We start from the raw sequence: 18,704 nt of genomic DNA, 5'->3' as shown, positions 1-18,704 counted from the left end.
ACGGCACTTCCAATCAATGGAACCCGTCGCTACTGTAGCCCGGGCACCCAGCCGGTGGAGAGGGTAGTAGATGATCACGCTCAGCAGCGACGAACTGGAGCGGGCCGAACGGCGCCTCCTCGAGCTGGTCCCCGGGGGGACCCAGCTGCTGTCCAAGCGGCCGGAGCAGTTCGCCCCCGGCCAGTGGCCGCGCTTCTACCAGCGGGCGAAGGGCGCGCGGGTCTGGGACGTGGTCGGCCGCGAGTTCCTCGACATGAGCACCAGCGGCATCGGCACGTGCACGCTCGGCTTCGCCAACGACGAGGTCGACGCCGCCGTGCACCAGGCGGTCGACCGCGGCTCGATGACCACGCTCAACTGCGCCGAGGACCTCGAGCTGGCCGAGCTGCTCATCGAGCTGCACCCCTGGGCGGACATGGTCCGCTACGCACGCACGGGCGGCGAGGCGATGACCGTCGCGGTCCGCCTGGCCCGGGCGGCGACGGGCCGGTCCCTGGTCGCCTTCTGCGGCTACCACGGCTGGCACGACTGGTACCTCGCGGCCAACCTCGCCGGCTCGGCGGAGCTCGACGGCCACCTCCTTCCGGGCCTCGAGCCCCTCGGCGTCCCGCGGGAGCTCGTGGGCACGGCCGTGCCCTTCCGGTACAACCGGCTCGAGGACCTCGAGGAGATCGTGCGCTCGAGGGGGAGCGAGCTGGCTGCCGTCGTCATGGAGCCGGTGCGCGGGAGCGCGCCGGAGCCCGGCTTCCTCGAAGGTGTGCGCGATCTCGCCCACAGTGCCGGGGCCGTGCTGGTGTTCGACGAGGTGACCAGCGGTCTGCGGCTCAACACCGGCGGTGTGCACCTGACCTATGGCGTCGATCCTGACGTCGCGGTGTTCGCGAAGGCCCTCGCCAACGGCTTCCCCATGGCCGCGATCATCGGCGTCGAGAGCGTGATGGAGACCGCCCAGCGCTCCTTCGTGAGCAGCTCCTACTGGACCGAGCTCGTGGGGCCGGTCGCGGCGATCGCCACGCTCACGCTCCACCGGCAGCTCGACGTCGGCCGCCGGCTGGCGGAGCTGGGCGACCGCGTCCAGCAGGGGTGGCTCGATGCAGCCGCCCGGGCCGGGATCGGAGTCTCCGTCAGCGGGATCCCACCGTTGTCGCACCTGGCGTTCCACGACGAGCCACAGGCGACGGCCACCCTGTTCACCCAGGAGCTCCTCGACCGCGGGTTCCTCGCCGGACGGTCTTTCTACGCGTCGTTCGCGCACACCGACGAGGACATCGACGCCTACCTCGACGCCGTCGACGACGTGTTCGAGACCCTCGCCGCCAGCCTGGCCTCCGGCACGGTCACCCAGCGGCTGCGCGGACCCGTGGCGCAGACCGGTTTCACCCGCCTCACTTGAGCCGGAGGGAACAGCCGCAACCCTCGGCCGCCAGGGCTCAGGCCACGTTGCCGCGGCGCATCTCCCGCTCGACGTCGGCCTCGGTGATGGGACGGCGCACGAAGTTCTCCCAGAACCCGATCGCGATGGCGATGCCCCACCCGGCCATGACCCAGCCCGGCCAGAAGTAGCCTGCGCCGGACCACCACCACACGAGGGTGAGGAACGCGTTCACCACCACGTAGACCACGAGGTGGCCCTGGAAGTCGCGCTTGGCCTTGAGCCTCTTGAGGGCCAGCTCGTGCGCGCGCTGCTCCGGAGTCGGAGCGCTCGGGGGAACGTAGGGAACGCTGCCGCTGGACATGGCGACCTCCCGCCTGACGGCCACGCGGACGGGGCTCGGCACGCCCTGGGCACGACGCCTGCGGGCGGTCCCCGCCCTGCCCCCATGGTCCCGCCGCCCGCCGCTCCGACGCACGCCGTGAAGGCGGAGCCCGTCGCGATCCGGTCGCCCCTGTCGGCGCGCGAACCTTCGCTGCCTCACGACCTCCTGATCGCTCCGCCCCTCACCTCATCTGTCGCGAGCTCCTGGAACAGAGAAGTCCCGGGACATCCGATAAGGACGTCCCGGGACTTCACAATGGCGCGCCCGAGAGTGCCCTGTTTCACGACCTATTTATCGGGTGTCCCACGTCCTGGTTATCGCTGATCGGCAGCGTCTGGGCGTGTGTCCAAGCAGCGGGTGATCGTCGAAGCGGTCCTGTCCGGCAAGTCCCAGCGCGCGGTCGCGGCCCTGTACGGCGTCTCGCAGCCGCGGGTGTCGCAACTGGTCGCAGCCTGGCGTGCTGGGGGCTGGGAGGCCCTCGAGCCGCGCCCGTACCGCTACCCCGGCACATAAGGAAGTCCCGGGACATCCGATAAGGACGTCCCGGGACTTCACAACGCGCGCCCGAGAGGACTCGAACCTCTAACCTTCTGATCCGTAGTCAGATGCTCTATCCATTGAGCTACGGGCGCATGGCCACAAGGCCGTGGGGGAGTCTAGCCGCAGCCTCGGGCGTTCCGGAAATCGCGTTCGGCGGCGTTCGCGAGCCCCGGGGACGCCGAAGGGCAGGCCCTCACGGACCTGCCCTTCGTGAGCGCGGAGGCGGCGGGATTTGAACCCGCGAGGGGCTTTGAGACCCCAACCCGCTTAGCAGGCGGGCGCCATCGACCGGACTAGGCGACGCCTCCAGGCACCGGAACCGCGCCTGTCGGCGCCGTCACCGGCCCGCACAGGGTACCGGACCCCGCAGGCCCCTCCTGCACGCCCGGGCAGGCGGTCCGACGACGTCCCACCAGGGCCGACGCCGGCGTCGCGCGGTGGCGGCGCGCCGGCCCGAAGGACGCGTCGCCCACCCCGGCGGCAGGGCCGGACGGACGCGCCGCCGACCCCGTCGGCCCGGCCGGTCGCGACCGGAATGCGACAGATCCCCGTTCCGCGCCGGCCCGCGGCGCGGCAGAGTGGGAGCGGTCACACCGGGCACGGGAGCGAGTCGGGGAGGGGAGCCGTGGAGCCAGTCCGCATCGGGGTCGTCGGGTACGGGCTGGGGGGCCGCGTGTTCCACACGCCGCTGATCGCCTCGGCGCCCGAGCTCGAGCTCGTCGGCGTCGTCACCCGCGACGCCGACCGCCGCGGCCAGCTCGAGGCCGACCACCCCGGGCTGGCGGCCTACGACGACCTGCGCGCCCTGGCCGACGCCGGCGCCGAGGCGGTGGCGATCTCCTCGCCCAGCGGCACCCACACCCGCCTTACCGACGAGGCTCTCGCCCTCGGACTGCACGTGGTGTGCGACAAGCCGCTCGCGCTCGACGCCCCGAGCGCGGCCGCGAGCATCGCGAAGGCGGCGGACGCCGGGCGCATCCTCACCGCCTTCCAGAACCGGCGCTGGGACTCCGACTTCCTCACCGCGCGACGCATCCTCGACGAGGGCGCGCTCGGACGCGTCTACCGCTTCGAGTCCCGGTTCGAGCGGTGGTCGCCGGGAGCACCCCGTGCCTGGTGGCGGGCCGAGCTGCCGCCCGAGGAGGGCGGGGGAGTGCGCCTCGACCTCATGACCCACCTCGCCGACCAGGCCGTGCAGCTGTTCGGCCCCGTCACGCGCGTGTACGCCGAGATCGCCACGCGCCGCTCGGCCAGCACCGCGGACGACGACGTCGTCGCGCTGCTCACCCACGCCGACGGCACCAGCTCCGAGCTCTACGCCAACACCATGTCCGGCGACCCCAGCCGGCGGATGCGCCTGCTCGGCACCGAGGGCGCCTACGTCGTCGGCGGCGTCGACGGGCAGGAGGAGGCGCTGCGGCAGGGCCGCACCCCGGCGTCCGAGGGCAGCCTGTGGGGCCGCGAGCCGCAGACGTCGTGGGGCCGGGTGGTGCGCGGCAACGAGGTGACGACGATCCCCACCGAGCGCGGCCGGTGGGACCTCTTCTACCCCGCGTTCGCCGCCGCCGTGCGCGGGCAGGGGCCGCTGCCGGTCGACCCGGCCGAGGCCCTGGGCGTGCTGCGCGTGCTCGACGCCGTGGCGACCAGCGCCGCCGAGCACCGCGTGGTCGACGTCGGCTGACCGCGGCGACGGCCGGCAGCCGGGACGTCAGTCGAAGATCGACTCGCGGTAGGCCTCGCGCTCCTGGCACGCGGCCTTGATCCGCTCGAGCTGCTCGTCGCTGCACTCGAGGCCGAACACGTCGCGCACGAACTCGGGCAGGTCGGGCCGGTAGTCGTGCGCCCAGGCCTTGTAGGAGCCGGGCAGCTGGGCGTTCTTCATGTCCACCAGCAGCTGGAAGAACGTGGTCACCGGGCGCCAGCGCATCGACGACGGGATGCCGCGCGGCGAGCGGCCGGCCACCTCCTGCATCCGCGGGCGCTCGGGCCCGAGCCAGTCCGGGCGACGGGCCAGCAGCGGCACGCCGAACTTGGTGACGCCGTCGTTGTCGTGGCTGAGCAGCACGTAGCGCACCTTGTTGCGCGCGGTGCCCAGCGCCAGGAACTGCTCGTAGTCGTTGACCACCGCGACGATGCTCTTGTCGACGTCGGGCCGGTCCGGGCCCACCAGCTCGTGCCGCCACCCGCTGGCCTCGGGCGTGCCGATCCACAGCGCGCGGTCGATGCCGAGCGCCTCGGGACCGAGGGTGCCCCAGCCCTCGAACGCGGCCTGGCTCGTGTGCGCGCCGAGCGACTCGCCGAACACCACCACGCGCGGGCGCATCTCCGGCTCCATGCCGCGGATGCGCTCGAGCACGCGCAGCCACAGCAGGCGGTTCTGCTCCTTGGCCTGGCCCACCTTGCCCAGCGAGAGCGGCGAGGGCCGCTTGGAGTACTGCAGCGTCACCGACGCCATGTCGCCGCGCGTCATGTACTGCGTGGCCGCCGTCGCGACGTAGTTGACGTAGCCGGTGCCGGTGGGCGAGACCAGCATGATGAGCCGGCGCGACCACGCGTCGGTGCGGTCCATCTCGGCGAGCGCGAGGGCCACGCGCTCCTGCGGCGTGGGGGCGCTGTCGAGCCCCACGAAGATCTGGATCGGGGTGGCCGCGGCCTCCTCCTGCATCACGGTCCTGATCGAGAGCTCGGGTCGCACGGCGTCGCCCGGGAAGGTCGGGCCGTCCACGACGGGCTCGGGGCGCACGTAGGTGATCACGTGCCGCCGGCCCTCGCGCCCCAGCGTCGACCACGGCACCGCGCTCTCGGGGTTGCCGCTGACGAACGGGGTGGTGAACAGCCCCGCCGCCTCCTCGTCGATCCCGGGGTCGTACGCCGACGTGCCGCTCTCGATGCGGTGCATCGCCTGGTTCCACAGCTGCTGGGTGCCCACCACGAGCCCGGTCAGCGCGACGGCGTGGCCCGCCCGGCGCCAGGTGGCCTCCGAGCCGGGGAGCACCCGGCTGCCCACCGAGCCCAGCTCGCGGGCGAGGAGGTTCTCGCCGGCCGCGAGGCCGGCGAGCGCGAGCACCACACCGGCCCCGGCGGCCAGACCGAGCAGCGGGTTGGACCGCGCCGGGTCGGCGAAGTGCTCGGGCGGCGTCTCGCGCTGGCGGATGCTCTCGAGCACGGCTGCCGTGGCGAGCCCGACCGGCACCGCGATCGGCAGCCGCTCGAGCCGGCCGTCGGCGCCGATCGCGTCGTCGATCTCGTGGGTCACGAACATCGCGCCGGCGAGCAGCGACGCGGCGAACCCCGTGACGCCCAGCCGCCACCCGGCCTGGCGCAGCGCGCTGCGCAGCGTGCTCTCGTGCGCCCGCAGCCCAACGACGGCGACCAGCCCGAACCCCAGCGGCACCACCGCGAGGTCGACCAGCAGCGTGGCGAACTTCTGGCGCTGGTCGTCCGACCACGACTCGGGCAGCGGCAGCGCCGTCGACATCGCGGTGCCGGCGGCCTCGATCGCGTCCTGCGACACGACGGTGAGCAGGAAGTGCGTGCCGGTCGCGAGGCCGGTGATCAGCCCCTGGTCCATCCAGCTGCGCTCGGACAGCGAGCGGGTGAAGGTGCCGGGGACCACCCCCGACGCGACGCCGAGCGCCACCTGCTGGCTCGGTGCGACGATGTCCGGCCTGACCATGGGGACTCCCGGTGCGACGCCGACGACTGACATCTGGGACCGTAGGCCATCGAGGGCGCCGAAGGGTGGGTCGATGGTCAGGACGATCAGTCGTTCTCTCGGCGCGACCGCCCTCGTCGCCGGCGTCATCGTCGGCACCCTCGTGCTCGGGGTCCCGGGCGCCATCGTGGGCGTGCTCATCACGATGATGGGCTTCCAGGCCCTCACCCGCGGCGTCGAGGGCACGGCGTACGTCGTCACCGGCATCGTCACCACCGCCGGGCTGGCCGTCATCGCCTGGCGTCACTCCCTATCGTGGACCGACCTCGGCGTCGGGCGATCCACCTGGGTCACCGGCATCCTGTGGTCGCTGGGGATCGTGCTCGTCGTCGGCAGCGTGATCGGCATCGCGGGCAGCATCCCGCGGCTGCACCACCTCTTCGCCGACGACCGGGTCACCGAGGTCGCCGGCGCGGTCACCGCCCGTCGCGTGCTGCTCGACATCCCCTTCGGCACGGTGCTCATCGAGGAGTTCGCGTTCCGTGGCGTGATGCTCGCGCTCGTCACCTCGATCTCCGGCACGGCGTGGGCGGTGGTGGTGACGTCGCTGCTGTTCGGCGTGTGGCACATCAGCCCGGCGCTGGAGATGCACGACGCGCACCGCAGCACCAGCGGCCCGGCCTGGACCACCGTGCTCTCCACCGTAGTGGTCACGGCCCTGGCCGGATCGGTGTTCGCGTTCTTCCGGCTCTACACCGCGAGCCTGTTCCCGCCGTCCGCGCTGCACTGGGCCGGCAACGGCACCGGGGTGGTCGTGGGCTGGTGGGTGCACCGCCGTGCGCGGGCGCACCTCGCCGACGTCATGGACGAGCCGGTCGACGCGCCGGACGACCCGGACGACGCCGTCTGACCGCGGGGCGGCGAGCGCTCAGCCGCGCAGGATCGGGCGGGTCATGCACGTGGGCCCGCCCTCGCCCTTGTCGCTCTGCTCGGAGTCGAAGGTGTGGACCTCGACGCCGCGCTCGCGCAGCGCCGCGGCCGTGCGCACGTTGCGCTCGCCCATGACGACGACGCCGGGCGCCACGGCGAGCACGTTGCAGCCGAGGGTGGCGTACTCCTCGTCGTCGACCGGCACCCAGTCGATGCCGCGGCGCGAGAGGGCGCGCAGCAGGGCGACCGGGGCGAGGCGCTCGTAGACGACGGCGAGGTCCTCGCGCACGGGCGAGATGAGCGACATCAGGTGCAGGCAGTACTCCGGCCCCTGGTCGTGCGGGACGTCGAACACCTCGACGCCGACGCCGTCGGCGGCGAGGATCCCGCGCAGCTGGTCGACCGCGGCCTCGTTGGTGCGGTAGCTGCGGCCGATGGCGACGGTGTCGTCGTCGAGCCAGAACATGTCGCCGGCGTCGGCGGTCGCCTCGCCCACCAGGCGCCCCACCGTGGGGACGCCGGCCAGCTCGAGGCCGGCCACGAGGTGCTCGGCCTCGCCCACCCGCGCGGCCTTGGCCGAGCGGAAGGCCACCGTGCCGGACGGGATCACGAACGCCGGGTCGTAGACGAACACCGCGTCCGGGAGCCCCGGCACCGGGTCGAGCTCGACGACCTCCGCGCCGAGGCCGCGCAGCGTGGCGACGAACGCCGCGTGCTGCGCGGCCAGGGCGTCGAGGTCGGGGGCCTGCCAGTGCGCCGCCTCGTACTGCGCGACGACGTCGGGCCCGCCGGTGAGCGGGCGGCGCACCGCCACCCGGCGCAGCCGGGCCACCGAGGAGCGGACTCCGTAGACGTGGGTGCTCGTGGCCTGCTCGCTCATGGGCGGTCACCCTGCCAGGTCGGCAGGGTGCACGCCACGGTCGGGCGCGGCCGCAGCGGCGCTGCGGGGACGGGCACGCTCAGTAGCGGGGCCGCGGCATCGCGTCCGGGGCGGCCGGCCACCAGCCGCGCTCGTCCGGGTAGTCCTCGTAGTGGCCACCGGTCGAGGTGTCGCGGCCCAGGAACGGCGCCAGGGTGGCGACGGCGACGAGCACGATCAGCAGGATGAGGGGAGCCATCCGACTCACTTCCTTCGTTCGGTCCAGGGTCCCCCTGACGGGGACCCGATACCAGGGTGAGCGCTCAACTATGAAAGGACAAGCAACAATCACTTCACTTCCCTTCAGGAATGGTGAACAATGACGGGGTGCTCGACATCCGCCGCCTCCAGGTCCTCGCCGCCGTCGTCGACACCGGGTCCGTCACCGGTGCCGCCACCCGCCTCGGCTACACGCCGTCGTCGGTGAGCCAGCAGGTCTCCGCCCTCGAGCGCGACACCGGGCTGGCCCTGCTGGAGAAGAACGGCCGCGGCATCCGGCCCACCGAGGCCGGCCGCCTGCTCGCCGAGCACGCCACCCAGGTGCTGCGCGCGGTGGAGGACGCCGAGCTCGCCATGGAGGACCTGCGCGCCGGGCGCGCCGGCCGGGTGCGCGTGATGTCGTTCGTCTCCGCCGGCGACTCGCTGCTGCCCGCCGCCGTGGCGCACCTGCGCCGCACCCGGCCCGGCCTGCACGTCGCCACCACGGTCGGCGAGACCGAGGACGCCTACGAGGCGCTGCGCTCGAGCCGCATCGACGTCGCGCTCGTGCTCGAGCCGTTCGGGGTCCGGGAGGCGCCCGACGACGACCTCGTGCGCGTGCACCTGCTCGACGACCCCTACCGCGCGATGCTGCCGGACGGGCACCCGCTGGCCGACCACGAGACGGTCGAGCTCACCGACCTCGCCCACGAGGACTGGGTCGCGGCGCTGGGCGGCAACGGCTTCTGCCGCGACGACACCGTCGAGCTGTGCCGGCGGGCCGGCTTCTCGCCCACGTTCGTCGCCCACGCCGTGGAGTTCTCGGCCGCGCAGGCCTATGTCGCGGCCGGCATCGGCGTGGGGCTGGTGCCCGTGCTGGCCCTGGGCGCGGTGCACCGCGGCTTGGTCGTCCGTCCGCTGCGCCACGCGCCCGAGCCGCGCCACGTGTGGGTGGTCACCCGCCCATCGGGCGCGACGTCGGCGGCGGTGGTCGCCACGGTGCAGGCGCTGCGCCTGGCGGCCGAGGCGCACGTGCGCCTCAACGGCGACAAGGCCGACCTCGTGAGCACCTCCACGGTCGCCTGAGGTCCGGCGCCGGTCCCCCGGCGACCGCACTGTCGATCCGCGGCACCGCCGTTCGTACAGGGGGTGAGAGGCTGCGCCCGCGGCCACGACGAGAGGACCTCGCGATGCCCCACTACCTCATGTCGGTCTGCTACCCGGCCGACGCCGTCCGCCCCGACGACGAGCGACTCGCGCGGATCTTCGCCGACGTCGACGCCCTGCACCGGCAGATGAGGGACGCCGGCGTGTGGGTGTTCAGCGGCGGCCTGCACGACCCGTCGTCGGCCACGGTCGTGGTCGACCGCGACGGCGACCCGCTGCTCACCGACGGCCCGTTCATCGAGGCCAAGGAGCAGGTCGGCGGCCTCACCATCCTCGAGCTCCCGGACCTCGACGCCGCGCTCGAGTGGGGCCGGCGCATGTCGCACGCGATCGGCGTCCCGATCGAGGTGCGGCCGTTCGAGCACGCCTGGGCCTGACCGCCGGGGCCGGCGTCGGAGAAAATGTCGATCGCGCCGGCACGCGTTCGTGCACTGAGCGAGAGGCCGGAACGACCGGCCTGCGCAGCGAGAGGACCACGCAGATGCCCCAGTACCTGCTCTCCGTCCACAACGACGGCACCAGCCCCTACGCGACCGAGGAGGAGATGCAGGCCGCCTTCGCCGCGACCGGCGTCTTCAACGACGAGCTCCAGGCCGAGGGGGCGTGGGTGTTCGCCGGCGGCCTCGAGCCGCACACCACGGCCAAGGTCGTGCGCACCAAGGGCGGCAGCGTCGTGACCACCGACGGCCCCTACCTCGAGGGCAAGGAGCACATCGGCGGCTTCTGGATCGTCGAGGCGCCCGACGAGGACGCCGCGCTCGCCTTGGCGGCCCGCGGCTCGATCGCCTGCCGCGGCGACGTCGAGGTGCGCGCGTTCCAGGGCATCGCCTGATCGCGACGCCGATGTCGAGCGCCGACGAGGTGGAGCGCGTCTTCCGCGCGGACTACGGCCGCGCGGTCGCCACCCTCGCCCGCCTCGTCGGCGACATCGGCCTGGCCGAGGAGGCCGTGCAGGAGGCGTTCGCGGTGGCGCTCGAGACGTGGCCGCGCACCGGCGTCCCCCCGAGCCCGACGGGATGGATCGTCACCACCGCGCGCCGGCGTGCCATCGACCGGGCGCGCCGCGAGGCCACGCGCGACCAGCGCCACCGTCAGGCCGCCCTGCTCCAGGGCGCCACGGGCACGACCGGCGAGCCGGAGGAGGCCGAGGTGCTCGACGACGACGTGCTGCGCCTGGTGTTCACCTGCTGCCACCCCGCCCTCGCCCAGCCCGCCCAGGTGGCGCTGACGCTCAAGCTCGTCGCCGGCCTGGCGACCCCCGAGATCGCGCACGCGTTCCTGGTGCCGGAGCCGACGATGGCCCAGCGCATCGTGCGCGCCAAGAACAAGATCCGCGACGCGCACATCCCCTACCGCGTGCCCGAGGACGCCGAGCTGCCCGACCGGCTCGCCTCCGTGCTCGCCGTCGTCTACCTCGTGTTCAACGAGGGGTACGTCGCGAGCACGGGCGACCGGCTCGACCGCGCCGACCTCGCCGACGAGGCGGTGCGCCTCGGCCGCCTGCTGCTCTCGCTCATGCCGGACGAGCCCGAGGTGCGCGGGCTGCTCGCGCTCATGCTGCTCGCCCAGTCGCGCCGCCCGGCGCGCTCGGCGCCGGACGGCTCGCTCGTGCGGCTCCCCGACCAGGACCGCTCGCTGTGGGACCGCGCCCTCGTGGCCGAGGGGCAGGCGCTGGTGCGCGAGTGCCTGCGCCGCAACGCCCCCGGGCCCTACCAGGTGCAGGCGGCGATCGCCGCGGTGCACAGCGACGCGGCCCGCGCCCAGGACACCGACTGGGCGCAGGTGGTGGCCCTCTACGACCGCCTGCTCGTGCTCGCGCCGTCGCCGGTGGTGGCCCTCAACCGGGCCGTCGCCGTGGGTGAGCTCGACGGCCCGCAGGCGGCGCTCGACCTCGTCGACTCCCTCGACCTGCCCGGCTACCACCTCGTGCCGGCGGTGCGGGCGGACCTGCTGGCCCGGCTCGGGCGCACCGCGGAGGCCCGGTCGGCCTACGACGAGGCTCTCGCGCTGACCGGCAACGGCGTCGAACGGCGGCTGCTCGAGCACCGCCGCGACGAGCTGGTCCGGGCGCCGGGCACGGCCGCTCACCCGGACGGGTGATCCGGGGCGTCCGCCCGGCACCGATCAGGTCGAGGTGGCCGCACGAGGCGCGCACGAGGGGTGGAAGGGCCGGCCCGTGGTGGCCGGCCTGGTCCGGCTCGCCTATGTGGTCGGCCCTCTGACGGCGTCGTTCGCGGCGTCGTGGCTCGTCACGCGGCTGCCGCTGGTGGCCGGGTGGGACGTCGCGCTCCGGCTCGTGACCGTGCTCGCCGTGGCCACGGTGGCCCTGGTCGCCGCGCACCGCGCGCTGCGCCGCCTGCTTCCCCTGGCGGCGCTGCTCGAGATGAGCGTGGCGTTCCCCGGCGACGCGCCGTCGCGCTTCGCCGTCGCCCGCGACGCCGGGAACACGGAGAAGCTGCGCGACATCGTGCTGCGCGCGCAGCGCGGCGAGACGGTGGTGGGCGACTCCAGCATCGACGCCGCCCGCGAGATCCTCGCGCTCGTCGCCGCGCTGCGCGCCCACGACGCGCGCACCCGCGGGCACAGCGAGCGGGTGCGCGTGTTCACCGACCTCATCGCCGAGCAGCTGCACCTGCGCCCCGAGGACCGCGAGCGGCTGCGCTGGGCGGCGCTGCTGCACGACGTCGGCAAGATCGAGGTGCCGGCATCCATCCTCAACAAGCCGGGCGGCCTGAGCCCGGCCGAGTGGACCTCCGTCCGCGCGCACCCCACCGCCGGCGTGCGCCTCATCGCGCCGATCGCGGGCTGGCTCGGCGAGTGGGTCGGCGCGGTGGGGGAGCACCACGAGAAGTGGGACGGCACCGGCTATCCGCTCGGGCTCAGCGGCCAGCGGATCACCCTCGGCGGACGGATCCTCGCCGTGTCCGACGCCTTCGAGGTGATGACGGCGCCGCGCTCCTACAAGCGCCCGATGTCGCGCGAGAAGGCGCTGCGCGAGCTCGGCGAGTGCGCCGGCACCCACTTCGACCCCGTCGTCGTGCGGGCGATGCTCTCCGTCTCGGTGCCGCGGCTGCGCCTGGCGATGGGTCCGCTGGCCTGGCTCGCCTCCGGCCCGCTCGCGCTGGTGACGCCGAGCGCCACGGTGGTCGTGCAGGCGGGGGCGGCGGTGGCCGTGGCGGCCGCGCCCGTGAGCCTCGCGGTCGCCTCGGCGCCCGATCCCTTCGTGGCCCCTCCGGCCGCGGTGTCCGTCGTCCCGGCGACCCTCGGCAGCGGTTCGGCGGGTGCCGGCTCGTCCGGCGCGGGGTCCTCCGGCAGCGGGACGAGCGGCGCCTCGGCGGGCGGGCCGTCCAGCATCGCCCTCCCGCCCCCGTCGGCGTCCGCCAGCACCTCTCCGACGCCGACCGGCGCCGTGCCCTCGGGCGCCGCCGGGCCGCCCGGCCCGACCGCGACCGATGTGCCGGTCCCGACGGACCTGCCGAGCCCGTCGGGGGGCCGTCCCACCACGAGCCCCGACCCGTCTCCGAGCGCGGCGCCCAGCGGTGGTCCGAGCACCACGCCGGCTCCGAGCCCGAGCGCCTCGTCGAGCGGCAACGGCAAGGGCAACGCGGGCGGCAACGGCAAGGGCAAGGGCAACGGGAAGTCGCCCACCCCCACGCCGTCGCCCACCGCGGCCGTCGTCGTCTGACCGCCCGGCGGCACGACGGCCCCCCGGCGGCACGACGGCCCCCCGGCCGCTCACATGCCGAGGGCGGCGAGCTCCTCCACCGTCGGCTCGCCCGCGGCCCGCGTGAACAGCTCGAAGGCGTCCACCACCAGCCGGCGCTCGTCGTCGTCGAGCCTGCGCAGCACCGCCGCGATCTCGGTGCGCCGGCGTCGCGTGACCAGGTCCACCAGGTGCGTCCCCTCGGGCGTGAGCTCGACGAGCACCTCGCGGCGGCTGTCCGGGTTCTCGACCCGGCGCACCCAGCCGCCGGCCTCGAGCCGGTCGGCGTTGCGGCTGAAGGTCGACGGGTGCACTCCGAGCGCGCTGGCGAGCGCACCGCTGCGCATGGGCTCGCCGTGGGACGAGAGCACCACGAGGGCGCGGAACTGCGGGAGCGACACCTGCTCGAGCGCCGGCGCCAGCGAGCGGGCCACCACTCCGAGCAGCCCGCGCGACGCCGTCAGCACCGCTGACGCGTCGGCCGCGGAGCGCTGGCGCGGGGTGGGCGCGGACCGGTCGCCACGACGGTCCTCGTCGTCCGGGCGGGCTGCGGAGGGGGGCGTCACAAGGACACCCTAACAACGGTGCTACTCTGCATCAGTTGTATCTCTACACACATGCGAGGCAGTGTCCCCATGGCGAGCGTGCTGGTCCCCCGGATGCCGACCGGGGGCCTGCGGACATCGGTCACCAAGTGGCTGCGCGGCAGCTCCGGCGGGCTCGTCGCCCTCGCGGTCGTCGTCGGCGTCGGCGCCGGCCTCGGCGCGGTGGTCTTCCGCTGGCTGATCCTCCAGGCCACGCGCCTGTTCACCGGCACCGACGACTACTCCGCCGCCGGCCGCGTCGCCAACCACTGGGTGCCGTGGCTGGGCATCTACTTCGTGGTCCTCGCCCCCGTCGTCGGCGGTCTGCTCTACGGCCCGCTCGTCGACCGGTTCGCGCGCGAGGCGCGCGGGCACGGCGTCCCCGAGGTCATGTACGCCGTCGCCCAGCGCGGCGGCCGGATCCCGGCGAAGGTCGCCGGCGTCAAGGCCCTCGCCTCGGCGATCACCATCGGCTCGGGCGGCTCGGTCGGCCGCGAGGGGCCGATCGTGCAGATCGGCTCGGCGCTCGGCTCCTCGCTCGGCCGCCTGGTGCGGATGCCGGAGTCGCGGCTGCGCACCCTCGTCGCGTGCGGCGCCGCCGGCGGCATCGCCGCCACGTTCAACACCCCGGTCGCCGGGGTGTTCTTCGCCCTCGAGCTCATCCTCGCGGACTTCGCGGCCTCGGCGTTCGGCGCCGTCGTGCTCGCCGCCGTGACGGCGTCGGTGATCGGCCGGGCCGCCTTCGGCAACTACCCGTTCCTCGAGCTGTCGTCGTTCACGATCGTGTCGCCGCTCGAGTACGGGCTGTTCGCGCTCCTCGGCGTGCTCGCCGCGGGCATGGGCGTGCTGTTCACCCGCGTGCTCTACCTCTTCGAGGACGTCGCGGACCGCATCTGGAAGGGCAAGCCCGAGTGGGCGCGTCCCGCGGTCGGCGGCCTGCTGCTCGGCCTGCTGCTGCTGGCGCTGCCGCAGATGTACGGCGTCGGATATCCCGTGCTGGAGAAGGGGGTCGCGGGCTACTACGCCCTCGGCTTCCTCGTCATCCTGATGTTCGGGAAGATCCTCGCGACGAGCCTCACCATCAGCATCGGCGGCTCCGGCGGCGTGTTCGCGCCCTCGCTGTTCATCGGCGCGATGCTGGGCTCGGCGTACGGCGACATCGCCAACATGATCTTCCCGGACCAGGCCGGTGCGCAGGCCGCCTACGCCCTGGTGGGCATGGGCGCGGTGTTCGCGGGCGCGGCGCGGGCGCCGATCACGGCAGTGCTCATCATGTTCGAGCTCACCGGCGAGTACACCCTCATCCTGCCGCTGATGCTCGCGATCGTGATCGCGACCGGTGTCTCGCGCGTGCTGATGAAGGAGACCATCTACACCGCCAAGCTGGTGCGGCGCGGCGTCGATCTCTCCCGCCCCGGCGGCGCCCCACCGGGCGCGCCGCTGCCCACCGTCGCGTCGGTCATGCGCCCCATGCCGCGCGCGATCCCGATCGACCTGCCGCTCGAGGCCGCGGCTCAGCGGATCCTGGCCTCCGGCGGGCTGATCCTGCCGGTCACCTCCGAGGACGGCGTGGTGCTCGGCGTCGTCACCGCGAGCGCGCTCTCCGCCTCGCTCGCCGAGGACGAGGACGCCGAGGACCTCACCGTCGCGGCGATCCTCGAGGAGGCCCCGGTCGTGTCGTCGGACACCCCGCTGCACGTCGCGGCCGAGGTGCTCGCGTCGTCCGGCACCACGGGTTCCGCCGTCACCGACGCGGACGGCGCGGTGATCGGCTGGCTCACCTACGCGAGCGTGCTCTCCGCTCTCGCCGTGCGCCCCGGACGCGCGCCACAGCGCAGCTGAGGTCGCGCCGGCTCACCCCATCCGGCGGCACCGGGCCTGCTCGAGCCGGGTGCGCGGGGCCGTTGGTCGGAGGAGCCCGCGAAGCAGGCTAGGATGACGGGGTCGCCGGCTGACGGGCACCACTGGGCCCTCGGCGAACATCGACTATCGAGGAGCGCGCACCAGGCGCGCGGCTTCGAGCCTCCGGCGCAGTGACCGGACGCGGTGCCCCCGAACGGGACGCGCACCAGGACTCCGCCTCGGCGCAGCCGCGAACGGCAGTGGTGACACTGCGCGCCGGCGCCGGCGGAGCCGAGACACTCCGAAAGGCACACCACCATGGCCTCTGGCCGCATCGACCCTGCCGCGGGCTTCGCCGCGCTGGGCGTCCCCGCCACCCTCGTCGCCGCCCTGGCGAGCGAGGGCATCACCGACCCCTTCCCCATCCAGGTCGCGACCCTGCCCGACTCCCTCGGCGGCCGCGACGTGCTCGGCCGCGGCCGCACGGGCAGCGGCAAGACGCTGGCCTTCGCCGTCCCGCTGGTGGCGCGCCTCGCGTCGGGTCCCCGCTCCCGGCCCGGCCGCCCGCGCGGCCTCGTGCTGGTCCCCACCCGCGAGCTCGCCACCCAGGTGCAGACGGCGCTCACGCCGCTCGCGACCGCCGCCGGCCTGTCGACGATGACGATCTTCGGCGGGGTGAGCCAGCGCCCGCAGGTCACCGCGCTCACGCGTGGCGTGGACATCGTCATCGCCTGCCCCGGCCGGCTCGAGGACCTCATGCGGCAGCGCCACGTGCACCTCGGCGACGTCGCCGTCACGGTGCTCGACGAGGCCGACCACATGGCCGACCTCGGCTTCCTGCCCTGTGTGCGCCGCATCCTCGACACGACCGACCGCGACGGGCAGCGCCTGCTGTTCTCCGCCACCCTCGACAACGGGGTCGACGTCCTCGTGCGCCGCTACCTCACCACGCCGGTGTCGCACTCGGTCGACGACGACGCGCGCACCGAGCCGGACATCGACCACCACGTGCTCACGGTGACGCCGTCGGACAAGCCGGCGGTCGTGCGCGAGCTGGCCTCCGGCCACGGCCGGGCGGTGCTGTTCATGCGCACGAAGCACGGCGCCCGCAAGCTGGCGAAGGACCTCACCCAGGCCGGCCTGCCCGCCGTGGACCTGCACGGGAACCTGAGCCAGAACGCGCGCGACCGCAACCTCGCCCAGTTCCGCGACGGCTCGGTGCGCGTGCTGGTCGCGACCGACGTGGCCGCCCGCGGCATCCACGTCGACGACGTCGCGCTCGTCGTCCACGTCGACCCGCCGACGGAGCACAAGGCGTACCTGCACCGCTCGGGGCGCACCGCGCGCGCCGGTGCCAGCGGCGTCGTGGTGACCCTCCAGACCCACGCCGAGCGGCGCGACGTCACGGCGATGACCCGACGCGCCCGGATCGCACCCACGGTGACGGACGTGGCGCCCGGGTCCGAGACGCTGCTCGCGCTCACCGGTCCGCGCGTGGAGCTCGTGGCGCCGCCGGTCGTGTCCGAGCCCTCGCGCTCGCAGCGACCCGCATCGCCCCGCACCGCGCCGCGCTCGGGCAGCAAGCCGGGACGTCGGCCCGGTGCCCGCTCGGGCGCCGACCGGACGTCGACCCGTCGACCCGCATCGGGCCGACGCGGGTCCGAGACCACCCGCACGATGTCCGCCGCCGACTTCTCCGCCGGACGCTCGCGCGGGCGCTGACCGCACCCGCCGCCCGGAGGTGCGCGACATCGCGTCCCTCCGGGCCCGGCCCCGCGCTCAGGCGGGTCGGGTGAGCCAGGCGGCGGCTGCGGCGCGGGCCACCTCGGCGTCCTGCTCGGGAGTGGCACCGCTGGCGGCGACCGCACCGAGCACGGTGCCGCTGCCGTCATCGGTCGTCGTGACGAGCACACCGCCGCCGAGCCCGGTCACGGCGTGGCCGACCTGCTCCTCGATCAGGCGCACGAGCCCCGGGTAGGCGGCGTCGAGCGACGCGACGTCGGCGGAGTCCATGCCGAGCGCCACGCAGCTGCGCGCCTTGGTCCGCGCGACGTGCGGGGTGAACCAGGGCGCGCCGTCCATGCGCGCGCACAGCACCTCGTGCCCCCGCTCGTCGACGACGGCGACCGACACCCGCACGCCGATCCCGGACGCGTGGGCGACGGCTGCGTCGAGCACCCGCTGCGCCCCTGCCAGATCCACTCGACCCACTCCCTCGTCGCGGTGACCGTAACCGCGCCGGCTTCCGTGGTCGACGCGACGTCCCGCAGCGCCGCTCCGTCCTGCCGATCGTCACTGGGGCGCGGTCCACAGGCTGTGGATGACGGAACGGCGAAATCCGTTGGGATTGCTGGGGTTTGGGGGTTGTGCCTGTCGGTGGCCCCCGGTAGCATTCCTACATTCGTTCGAACCCCAGCCGACTCCGTGGGAGGTGCCCGATGACCGCCGTCGACGACCGGGACACCGCCCTGGGCTTCCGTCCGGTGGAGCTGGGTTTCCACCCGGACTGGGACGTGCACGACCCGATCGCGTGGCTGACCGGAGACCCCCGTGCACTGCTGCCGCTGATCGACCAGCCCGTCGACGCCACCGACCTGATCCTGCTCGAGCGGATCGACGTCGAGGCGATCACCGAGCCGGCCGAACTGATCGACTATCTCTCGGTCGCGGCTCGGCTCGAGGCCCGGCTGGCGTCACTTCGGCTCGCGGCGCAGGCGGCGTTCGCGGCCAAGGCGTGCCCGGACTCGACGAGCGCGCACGCGTCGTTCGCGGACGCCGCGGCCGAGCAGGAGGTCGCGTACGCCACCCACAACAGCGTCTACGGCGCGTCGAAGGAGATCGACCGCGGCCGCGCGCTCAAGGAGATCTTCCCGGGGTTCGGGGCGGCGCTGGCTGCGGGGGAGATCACCGAGCGGCACTGCGCCGTCCTCGTCGACCAGGCCCGGTACATCACCGACCCCGACGTGCTGGCCACCATCGAGGCCGCGGCGCTGAACAAGGCCCGCACCCTCACACCGTCCGAGCTGCGGAAGCACCTCGACAAGCTCATCGCCCGGCACGACCCTGACGCGACAGCCCGCGCGAACCGCGCTGTGGCCACGCGGGACGTGTACCGGCAGCCCCTGGGTGACGGGCTGGCGTTCCTCGGCGTGACCCACCAGGCGCCCGTGATCGACGCGGTGTTCGACGCGATCGAGGCTGCGGGCAAGTCGCTGCGCGCCCAGCGCGGCGGCGCCGAGGCGCTGCGGGCGGGGAACGAGGACGCCGCCTCCGGTGCCTGCCGCGCCGATGCCCTGGCTGCTCTTGTGCTCGGCGACCGCGACGAGGAGGGCGAGCTGGTCTACGACGCCTCGCGCACCCAGACCGAGCTGCACGTCGTGATGGACCTCGACAGCCTCCGCGGCGAGCG

The 18,704-nt window shown here is 74.2% G+C and carries 16 protein-coding genes, 2 tRNA genes and 1 pseudogene; 12 read left to right on the top strand and 7 right to left on the bottom strand.

The genetic code is table 11. The features are described from left to right. Positions 1-70 precede the first annotated feature (70 nt). Positions 71-1,393, top strand: coding sequence for an aminotransferase class III-fold pyridoxal phosphate-dependent enzyme (locus GC157_12220; GenBank protein MBI1378230.1), 1,323 nt, complete (start codon positions 71-73; stop codon positions 1,391-1,393). Between the two features lie 37 nt (positions 1,394-1,430). On the opposite strand, the gene GC157_12215 is transcribed toward GC157_12220, so the two are convergent. Further along, entirely contained in the window at positions 1,431-1,736 is a 306-nt protein-coding gene (locus GC157_12215) for a hypothetical protein (GenBank protein ID MBI1378229.1), read from the bottom strand. A 363-nt stretch (positions 1,737-2,099) separates the two neighbouring features. Between GC157_12215 and GC157_12210 the strand changes: the two genes are divergently transcribed. Further along, on the top strand, positions 2,100-2,270 hold the full coding sequence (locus GC157_12210) for a helix-turn-helix domain-containing protein (protein MBI1378228.1): 171 nt from the start codon (positions 2,100-2,102) through the stop codon (positions 2,268-2,270). A 46-nt stretch (positions 2,271-2,316) separates the two neighbouring features. Here the strand turns inward: GC157_12210 and GC157_12205 are convergent. Both GC157_12205 and GC157_12200 read right to left on the bottom strand, forming a co-directional pair. After that, positions 2,317-2,389 (bottom strand) — tRNA-Arg (locus GC157_12205). Positions 2,390-2,514: 125 nt separating this feature from the next. Then, positions 2,515-2,605 (bottom strand) — tRNA-Ser (locus tag GC157_12200). Between the two features lie 227 nt (positions 2,606-2,832). Between GC157_12200 and GC157_12195 the strand changes: the two genes are divergently transcribed. Continuing rightward, positions 2,833-3,978, top strand: a complete 1,146-nt coding sequence (locus tag GC157_12195) for a gfo/Idh/MocA family oxidoreductase (protein MBI1378227.1) — start codon at positions 2,833-2,835, stop codon at positions 3,976-3,978. Between the two features lie 27 nt (positions 3,979-4,005). Here the strand turns inward: GC157_12195 and GC157_12190 are convergent, their stop codons facing one another. After that, a complete protein-coding gene (locus GC157_12190) occupies positions 4,006-6,153 on the bottom strand; it encodes a hypothetical protein (GenBank protein ID MBI1378226.1) in 2,148 nt (715 codons plus the stop codon). Here GC157_12190 and GC157_12185 point away from each other — a divergent pair. Next, complete coding sequence (locus tag GC157_12185) at positions 6,116-6,862, top strand: CPBP family intramembrane metalloprotease (GenBank protein ID MBI1378225.1); 747 nt, start codon at positions 6,116-6,118, stop codon at positions 6,860-6,862. The two genes, GC157_12190 and GC157_12185, sit on opposite strands and share 38 nt — an antisense overlap. 18 nt (positions 6,863-6,880) lie before the next feature. Here the strand turns inward: GC157_12185 and GC157_12180 are convergent, their stop codons facing one another. Beyond that, the gene (locus GC157_12180; protein MBI1378224.1) at positions 6,881-7,762 is read right to left on the bottom strand and encodes an amidinotransferase; all 882 of its coding nucleotides are present in this window, start codon (positions 7,760-7,762) and stop codon (positions 6,881-6,883) included. 348 nt (positions 7,763-8,110) lie between these two features. Here GC157_12180 and GC157_12175 point away from each other — a divergent pair, with 348 nt between their 5' ends. The 5 genes from GC157_12175 to GC157_12155 all read left to right on the top strand — a co-directional run bounded on the left by GC157_12175 (position 8,111) and on the right by GC157_12155 (position 12,851). Next, positions 8,111-9,085 carry a LysR family transcriptional regulator gene (locus GC157_12175; GenBank protein ID MBI1378223.1) on the top strand — a complete coding sequence of 325 codons (975 nt, stop codon included), beginning with the start codon at positions 8,111-8,113 and terminating at the stop codon, positions 9,083-9,085. A gap of 104 nt (positions 9,086-9,189) precedes the next feature. Further along, positions 9,190-9,543, top strand: coding sequence for a hypothetical protein (locus GC157_12170; GenBank protein ID MBI1378222.1), 354 nt, complete (start codon positions 9,190-9,192; stop codon positions 9,541-9,543). A 104-nt stretch (positions 9,544-9,647) separates the two neighbouring features. After that, the gene (locus tag GC157_12165; GenBank protein ID MBI1378221.1) at positions 9,648-9,998 is read left to right on the top strand and encodes a hypothetical protein; all 351 of its coding nucleotides are present in this window, start codon (positions 9,648-9,650) and stop codon (positions 9,996-9,998) included. A gap of 11 nt (positions 9,999-10,009) precedes the next feature. Then, the gene (locus tag GC157_12160) at positions 10,010-11,266 is read left to right on the top strand and encodes an RNA polymerase sigma factor (GenBank protein MBI1378220.1); all 1,257 of its coding nucleotides are present in this window, start codon (positions 10,010-10,012) and stop codon (positions 11,264-11,266) included. 34 nt (positions 11,267-11,300) lie between these two features. Next, positions 11,301-12,851, top strand: a complete 1,551-nt coding sequence (locus tag GC157_12155) for an HD domain-containing protein (protein MBI1378219.1) — start codon at positions 11,301-11,303, stop codon at positions 12,849-12,851. On the opposite strand, the pseudogene GC157_12150 reads toward GC157_12155, so the two are convergent. Further along, positions 12,125-13,435 (bottom strand): annotated as a pseudogene (locus GC157_12150) (MarR family transcriptional regulator). The gene GC157_12155 and the pseudogene GC157_12150 sit on opposite strands and share 727 nt — an antisense overlap. A gap of 69 nt (positions 13,436-13,504) precedes the next feature. Between GC157_12150 and GC157_12145 the strand changes: the two are divergent. Together GC157_12145 and GC157_12140 are read left to right on the top strand one after the other, a co-directional pair. Beyond that, positions 13,505-15,295, top strand: a complete 1,791-nt coding sequence (locus tag GC157_12145) for a CBS domain-containing protein (protein MBI1378218.1) — start codon at positions 13,505-13,507, stop codon at positions 15,293-15,295. Between the two features lie 318 nt (positions 15,296-15,613). After that, positions 15,614-17,017, top strand: a complete 1,404-nt coding sequence (locus tag GC157_12140) for a DEAD/DEAH box helicase (protein ID MBI1378217.1) — start codon at positions 15,614-15,616, stop codon at positions 17,015-17,017. 57 nt (positions 17,018-17,074) lie between these two features. Here GC157_12140 and GC157_12135 read toward each other — a convergent pair whose 3' ends face one another. Beyond that, positions 17,075-17,506 (bottom strand): heme-binding protein, encoded by a 432-nt coding sequence (locus tag GC157_12135; GenBank protein ID MBI1378216.1) that lies wholly within the window; start codon positions 17,504-17,506, stop codon positions 17,075-17,077. 227 nt (positions 17,507-17,733) lie between these two features. Here GC157_12135 and GC157_12130 point away from each other — a divergent pair. Beyond that, the coding region (locus tag GC157_12130; GenBank protein ID MBI1378215.1) for a DUF222 domain-containing protein at positions 17,734-18,704 on the top strand (971 nt) is incomplete at its 3' end.

This window comes from Frankiales bacterium (assembly GCA_016125335.1).
GTDB lineage: Bacteria > Actinomycetota > Actinomycetes > S36-B12 > CAIYMF01 > Longivirga.
This window is presented reverse-complemented; position numbering and strand designations above follow the sequence as displayed.